Genomic DNA, 6,894 nt, shown 5'->3' on the forward strand with positions numbered 1-6,894 from the left:
CATCTGCCCAGACCAACGCGATGAAATCGGTTGCTGGTCCGGTGAAACTGGAACTGGCGCAGTATCGTGAAATGGCTGCATTCGCACAGTTCGGTTCCGACCTTGACGCCGCGACACAGCAGTTGCTGAACCGTGGTGCCCGCCTGACCGAACTGATGAAGCAGCCACAATACGCACCGCTGACCAACGCAGAGATCGTTTGTGTCATCTACGCAGGCACCAAGGGCTACCTCGACAAGATTGCCGTCAAGGATGTTGGCCGTTTTGAAGCAGGCCTGCTGAAGCACCTGCGCACAAACGCATCCGACGTGCTCGACATGATCACCAAGGAAGACCCCAAGGTCAAAGGCGACGCCGAAGAAAAGATCAAAGCGGCAATCGACGCTTTCGCCAAGGACTTTGCGTAAATCTTGAGACAAAGGAGACTTTGCTTTGCCTAGTCTTAAGGACCTTAAAAACAGGATCGCGTCGGTCAAATCGACCCGCAAGATCACAAAGGCCATGCAGATGGTCGCGGCTGCAAAACTGCGCCGCGCCCAGGATGCAGCCGAGGCGTCGCGCCCTTACACAGAACGGTTTAACGCCGTGATGGCCGGGCTTGCCGCATCGGTTGGCGGATCAGACACGGCACCAAAATTGCTGTTCGGTACGGGCAGCGACCAGGTGCAGTTGCTGGTTGTCATGACTGCAGAACGCGGGCTGTGCGGTGGCTTTAACGGCAACATCGCGAAGCTGGCGAAAACCCATGCGCAAAAGCTCTTGGCTGAAGGGAAGACAGTGAAAATTGTCACCGTCGGCAAGAAAGGGCGTGATGCAATGAAGCGCGACTACGGCAGCCTGTTTGTCGGTCACGTTGACCTGACCGACGTCAAGCGCGTGGGCTATGCCGACGCGCAGGGGATCGCCAAAGACGTGCTTGGCCGCTTTGACGCGGAAGAATTCGATGTCGCGACGATCTTCTTTGCGCGCTTTGAAAACGTGGTAACGCAGCACCCGACAGCACAGCAAATCATCCCTGCCAAATTCGAGCAGGCTGAAGATGCTGATGCGACACTCTACGACTACGAGCCCGGTGAAGAAGAAATTCTTGCCGACCTGCTGCCACGTGGTGTGGCGACGGCAATCTTCAGCGCGCTGCTGGAAAACGCCGCGTCCGAGCAGGGCGCACGTATGTCTGCGATGGACAACGCGACACGCAACGCCGGCGAGATGATCGACAAGCTGACCATCGAGTTTAACCGCTCGCGTCAGGCTGTGATCACCAACGAGCTGATTGAAATTATTTCGGGCGCGGAAGCGCTCTAGACCCCGGAGAAGACGAAAATGGCAAATGCAAAAGGCAAGATCACGCAGGTCATCGGCGCTGTCGTCGACGTGCAGTTCGACGACCACCTGCCCGAGATTTTGAACGCACTGATCACAGACAACAACGGCAAGCCGCTGGTGTTGGAAGTGGCGCAGCACCTTGGTGAAAACACTGTGCGGACCATCGCGATGGACAGTACCGAGGGTCTGGTGCGCGGTCAGGAAGTGGTTGACCAGGACAACACCATCACAGTGCCCGTGGGCGACGCAACTCTGGGCCGCATCATGAACGTCATTGGCGAGCCGATCGACGAAAAAGGCCCGATCGGTGAGAAAGAGCGCCGCTCGATCCACGCTGATGCGCCAACTTTTGAGCAGCAGTCCACAGCCTCCGAGGTTCTGGTCACAGGCATCAAGGTGATCGACCTGCTGGCACCCTACGCAAAGGGTGGTAAAATCGGTCTCTTCGGTGGTGCCGGTGTTGGTAAAACTGTTCTTATTCAGGAACTGATCAACAACATCGCCAAAGTGCACTCCGGCTACTCGGTTTTCGCCGGTGTGGGTGAGCGTACACGTGAAGGCAACGACCTTTACTACGAATTCATCGATTCCAAAGTTATCGACATCGACGACCTGACCAAGTCCAAAGTGGCGTTGGTGTATGGTCAGATGAACGAGCCTCCCGGTGCGCGTATGCGTGTTGCGCTGTCCGGTCTGACAATGGCAGAAGCGTTCCGCGACCAGTCCGGTACAGACGTTCTGTTCTTCGTGGACAACATCTTCCGCTTTACACAGGCTGGTTCCGAGGTGTCTGCGCTTTTGGGTCGTATTCCATCCGCTGTGGGCTACCAGCCAACACTGGCGACCGACATGGGCCAGATGCAGGAACGCATTACATCGACAAAGAACGGTTCGATCACGTCCGTTCAGGCGATCTACGTACCTGCGGACGACTTGACCGACCCTGCGCCAGCGACATCCTTTGCGCACCTTGATGCGACAACGGTTCTGAACCGTGCGATTTCGGAAAAAGGGATCTATCCTGCGGTTGACCCGCTCGATTCCACATCACGCCTGCTGGACCCAGCGATCGTTGGTGAAGAGCACTATGCAGTGGCGGCCGACGTGCAGCAGATGTTGCAGCGCTACAAGTCGCTTCAGGATATCATCGCCATTCTGGGCATGGACGAATTGTCGGAAGAAGACAAACTGACCGTGGCCCGTGCGCGTAAGATCGAGCGTTTCCTGTCGCAGCCGTTCGACGTGGCACAGGTGTTCACCGGTTCGCCCGGCGTGCAGGTGCCATTGGAAGACACGATCGCGTCGTTCAAGGCTGTTGTGGCTGGCGAATATGACCACTTCCCAGAGGGTGCCTTCTACATGGTTGGCGGCATCGAAGAAGTGAAAGCCAAAGCCGAGAAAATGGCCGCAGACGCCGCTTAATTCTGGGCTGAAGGAGAAGCCGATATGGCAAACCTACAATTCGATCTGGTCTCGCCCGAACGCCGCTTGGCGTCGGTCGAGGCGTCCGAGGTCCGCATCCCAGGTGCAGACGGTGATCTGACAGCCATGGCAAACCATGCGCCGACGATCACGACACTGCGCCCCGGGGTTCTGACCGTGGTCCACGGTGGTGGTTCCGACACCTATGTTGTGTCTGGCGGTTTCGCCGAGATCACAGCAACCGGTGTATCCGTTCTGGCCGAGCGCGCCCTGCCACAGGCAGAGGTGACGCAAGAGGTCTTTGACGCAATGGTCGAAGAAGCCAAAGCGGCGCATCGCAAGGCGCAGGACAACTTCAAGAACGAACCTGGCCCGGTTGATGACGCAGCCAAACTGTTGTCTGACATGGTGGCCATTGGTGGCCACATTGGTCTGACTGCTAAGAACTAAGAAACTGGCATAAGCTCATCAGAGCTTATGCCGACCCGACCTTCCCAAAGAATTTTGCGGTCATGTTTTCGCGCCGCCTGCGGCCTAGTCCGACAGCGCCCAGAGGGTTGCTGATCCGTAAACCGGCACGCCGTTAGCGGTTAGCGTAATGTCCTGGCCCAACCCGAAATAGCTGCCGGAAGCATAGATCCCGCTGGCATCTGGCCCGTAGACTGGCCCGTCGATATTACCCGTGATCGTGAATTGCTGCACGCCATTGTCAAATGCTCCATCGATTTCGATATCAATATTGGCATTGCCATTGCTCGCCGAGGTCAGGGTCGCACCAAGGAAGCTGACCCCGCCAGCGTAAAGTGCCAGTTCGGTTGTGTCAGTCTCGCTGTTGTAGACGTAGCCCATAAATTCATTCGCGCTGCCAGTTGTTGCGCCCGTCCCCATATCGACGGTCAGGGTTGCAGCGCTTGCAATGTTGGCATTGGGGGTGCTGGTGAAAAGAACCTCCATAAACCCGCTATATGCGATCGCTCCCGCAGGCAGATCCACAAAGGGGGTCCGGCCGCCGTCATTGTGCGTGGCCTGCACCAAAGACAACTCGTCAGGCATGACATTGCGGAAGTAGAGCGCCTGTTGTTCTGTCGGTGCAAAGAAAGGGCTCGGTGGCGGGCCACCGCCGCTGCCATCGCCACTATCACCACCGCCGTCATCACCGCCGCCGTCATCACCTCCTCCGTCACCAGGGTCGGGAAAGCCCCCTGATCCCCCACCACATGCCATGACGAGTGCGAGCAGCGCGCAGCATCCCAAATTCGTAACAAAACGGTGTGACATGGCATGATCCCAACGATAGTTTCCAAAACCTTAAGGTTGAGTTATCAATGAATGATTAACCAAGTGTTAGTATCGGTTTGGCAAACGCAGGAATAGTAATGCGGCGTTTTGAGGGTGGTAAACTCGGCATAGACCACGGTGATGTGATCCTGTTCTCGGATTTTGAGGATGACGGGCAGATGTGGCGCGGCGAAGGCCCGAGACAGTCCCGCGCTGCGGTGCAGTTCTCAAATGCCTATGCCAAGCCGCCCCATGTGCAGGTTTCTATGTCGATGTGGGACATCTCCAACAACACCAACATCCGCGCTGATGTGCAGGCCGAAGATATCACCGAGACAGGATTTACTATCGTTTTTCGAACGTGGTCAGATACCCAGGTCGCGCGTGTACGCGTTGCCTGGACGTCATTTGGTGAATTGCCGAGTGATGAGGGATGGGAGCTTTACTAGGGACAGTCCTTTATTCTGCCGCGTAAAGCCCTTCATAGATTGGCCCGAGCGTCTTGTGATCGAACAGCGACGACACCGATGTGCCGTTCCAAGTGTTCAGGATTGCTTGCGCAAACATCGGTGCGGTTGGGACGATGCGGATATTCGGGCAGGCTTTGACCGCGTCGGTTGCTAGGATCGTGTCGGTGATCACAAGCGATTTCATCACTGATTTCGACACGCGCTCTACGGCCGGGCCGGACAGCACACCGTGGGTGATATAGGAATGCACCTCTTTTGCGCCATTTTCCATCAGCACTTCGGCCGCTTTACACAGCGTACCAGCAGTATCGACAATGTCATCGACGATCACGCAGACCTTGTCTTTGACATCCCCGATGACCGTCATCTCGGCCACTTCGCCGGGCTTGCCGCGACGTTTGTCTACGATAGATAAAGGCGCACCAATGCGTTGCGCCAGATCACGCGCACGGGCCACGCCACCCACGTCAGGGGAAACGACCATCACTTCGTCAATACGACCACGGAAATTATGCATCGCATCCAACGCATAGATGGGGGACGCATAAAGGTTATCCACCGGAATATCGAAAAAACCCTGGATCTGCGTGGCGTGCAAATCCAGGGTCAGAACGCGTTCAATACCGGCTTCTACGATCATATTTGACACCAGCTTGGCAGTGATCGGCGTGCGCGCCTTGGAGCGGCGATCCTGACGGGCGTAGCCGAAGTAAGGGATCACGGCAGTAATGCGCGCTGCCGAGGACCGGCGAAGCGCATCCGCAATGATCAGTAGTTCCATCAGGTTATCATTGGCAGGGTTTGATGTGGGCTGGACGATGAACATATCCTCGCCGCGCACGTTTTCGTAGACTTCAACGAAAATCTCGCCGTCGTTGAACCGTTCGACCCTGGCGTCACACAGGCTGACATCCATTCCCCGGTGCATCGACATACGGCGTGCGATGGCATTGGCCAGCGGCTGATTGGCGTTGCCGGCAATCAGCTTGGGTTCGATCATGGTAGGCATGGGTGTGGTCCTTTGGCAGAAGGCAGTTACAGGTTTGTAACAGATTCGTGGCGTTGACACCGCGTAGCACAAGCTTACCGTCTCGCAAAGAATTGACCAGCGACAGGAGCCGCAAAATGCCACATATCGACTATTACTTCGCAACGCTGTCGCCGTTCACTTACCTCAGCGGGACGCGGCCGCGCGATATCGCACAAAAACATGGCGCAACGCTCACGTATAAACCGCTCGATATTATGGCGCTGTTTGCGCGCACGGGCGGTTTGCCACCCAAGGATCGCCACCCGAACCGTCAGGAATACCGCCTGCAGGACATGGCGCGCCGGTCCAGGCTTTTGGGTGTGCCGCTAAACCTGAAGCCCATGTTCTGGCCAACAAACGGTGCGCCCTCGGCCTATGCTATTATCGCGGCACAAAATGCAGGTGCGGATGTGGCCGAACTTGTCACTGCCTTTGGCGCGGCTTGCTGGGCGGAAGAGCGTGACATCAGCCAGGATGATGTCGTTCGCGACTGTCTGGATAAATGCGGGATTGATCCCGCTTTGGCTGATAAAGACATGCTGACCAGTGCTGAAACCTTCGCCAAAAACCTTGAAGATGCGGTCAACGCTGGCGCTTTTGGCGCGCCGTTCTTTATCACTGACAGCGGTGAGCGGTTCTGGGGCGAAGACCGCCTTGGCGATCTGGACGCATATCTTTCCGGCAAGCTGTGATGCCTGACGCCTTTGGACATCACATCCACAGTGTCACGGTGGGGTCCGGTGCGCCGGTCGTGATGCTGCACTGCATGTTGAGCCGCCATCAGGCCATGTTGCCGCTGGCGAAGGCACTGGGGGGGCAGGCAAAGCTGCTTGACCTGCCAGGTCACGGGCGCAGTGCGGATTGGGACGGAAAGACAGAGTATCAATCGCTGACAGTTGAGGCGGCAAGACAAAGCTGTACCGGCCCCACCCACATCATCGGCCATTCATTCGGCGCGACAGCCGCCTTGCGACTGGCCGTTGAAAGCCCTGCTTTGGTCTCACGGCTCACGCTGATTGAACCCGTGTTCTTTGCCGCAGCAAAGGGCACCGCTGAATTTACCGCGCATATGAAAGCGTTTCGTCCATTCATCACTGCCATGCTGATGGGGGATGAGCCACGTGCGGCAGAGATGTTCAACGCGCAGTGGTCTGATAGCGATTGGACTGCGCTGTCAGAGCGCCAGAAAGACTATCTGACCGAGCGCATTCATCTGGTTGTCGCTGGCGGTGCCGCGATTGAGGAAGACGCCGACGGGATCACCTCGGCAGCACGGCTAGGTGCTTTGAACATCCCCGTCACGCTGATCCGTGGTGCGCAAACGCAGCCCGTTATCAAAGCTGTTCACGATGCCCTTGTCGCGCGGAT

8 protein-coding genes and 1 pseudogene are annotated in these 6,894 nt (G+C 56.9%); 7 read left to right on the forward strand and 2 right to left on the reverse strand.

Translation table 11 applies throughout. The annotated features are described in order from the left end of the window. From VGP75_RS00160 to VGP75_RS00175, 4 genes and pseudogenes are all read left to right on the forward strand, one after another. Window positions 1-407: pseudogene (locus VGP75_RS00160) on the forward strand (F0F1 ATP synthase subunit alpha); the annotation flags it as partial. A 25-nt stretch (window positions 408-432) separates the two neighbouring features. Continuing rightward, entirely contained in the window at window positions 433-1,305 is an 873-nt protein-coding gene (locus tag VGP75_RS00165; RefSeq protein ID WP_327541717.1) for a F0F1 ATP synthase subunit gamma, read from the forward strand. A gap of 18 nt (window positions 1,306-1,323) precedes the next feature. Further along, entirely contained in the window at window positions 1,324-2,748 is a 1,425-nt protein-coding gene (gene atpD / locus VGP75_RS00170) for a F0F1 ATP synthase subunit beta (RefSeq protein ID WP_327541718.1), read from the forward strand. A 24-nt stretch (window positions 2,749-2,772) separates the two neighbouring features. After that, window positions 2,773-3,198, forward strand: coding sequence for a F0F1 ATP synthase subunit epsilon (locus VGP75_RS00175; protein WP_327541719.1), 426 nt, complete (start codon window positions 2,773-2,775; stop codon window positions 3,196-3,198). An 84-nt stretch (window positions 3,199-3,282) separates the two neighbouring features. On the opposite strand, the gene VGP75_RS00180 is transcribed toward VGP75_RS00175, so the two are convergent. Beyond that, on the reverse strand, window positions 3,283-4,026 hold the full coding sequence (locus VGP75_RS00180; protein ID WP_327541720.1) for a hypothetical protein: 744 nt from the start codon (window positions 4,024-4,026) through the stop codon (window positions 3,283-3,285). 98 nt (window positions 4,027-4,124) lie between these two features. Between VGP75_RS00180 and VGP75_RS00185 the strand changes: the two genes are divergently transcribed. Next, a complete protein-coding gene (locus tag VGP75_RS00185) occupies window positions 4,125-4,475 on the forward strand; it encodes an H-type lectin domain-containing protein (protein ID WP_327541721.1) in 351 nt (116 codons plus the stop codon). Between the two features lie 10 nt (window positions 4,476-4,485). On the opposite strand, the gene VGP75_RS00190 is transcribed toward VGP75_RS00185, so the two are convergent. Next, window positions 4,486-5,505 carry a ribose-phosphate pyrophosphokinase gene (locus VGP75_RS00190; protein ID WP_327541722.1) on the reverse strand — a complete coding sequence of 340 codons (1,020 nt, stop codon included), beginning with the start codon at window positions 5,503-5,505 and terminating at the stop codon, window positions 4,486-4,488. 116 nt (window positions 5,506-5,621) lie between these two features. Here VGP75_RS00190 and VGP75_RS00195 point away from each other — a divergent pair, with 116 nt between their 5' ends. Both VGP75_RS00195 and VGP75_RS00200 read left to right on the forward strand, forming a co-directional pair. Next, on the forward strand, window positions 5,622-6,218 hold the full coding sequence (locus VGP75_RS00195) for a 2-hydroxychromene-2-carboxylate isomerase (protein WP_327541723.1): 597 nt from the start codon (window positions 5,622-5,624) through the stop codon (window positions 6,216-6,218). After that, on the forward strand, window positions 6,218-6,894 hold a 677-nt coding region (locus VGP75_RS00200; protein WP_327541724.1), incomplete at its 3' end, for an alpha/beta fold hydrolase. The genes VGP75_RS00195 and VGP75_RS00200, both read left to right, overlap by 1 nt.

Source organism: Yoonia sp., from assembly GCF_036007805.1.
GTDB lineage: Bacteria > Pseudomonadota > Alphaproteobacteria > Rhodobacterales > Rhodobacteraceae > Yoonia.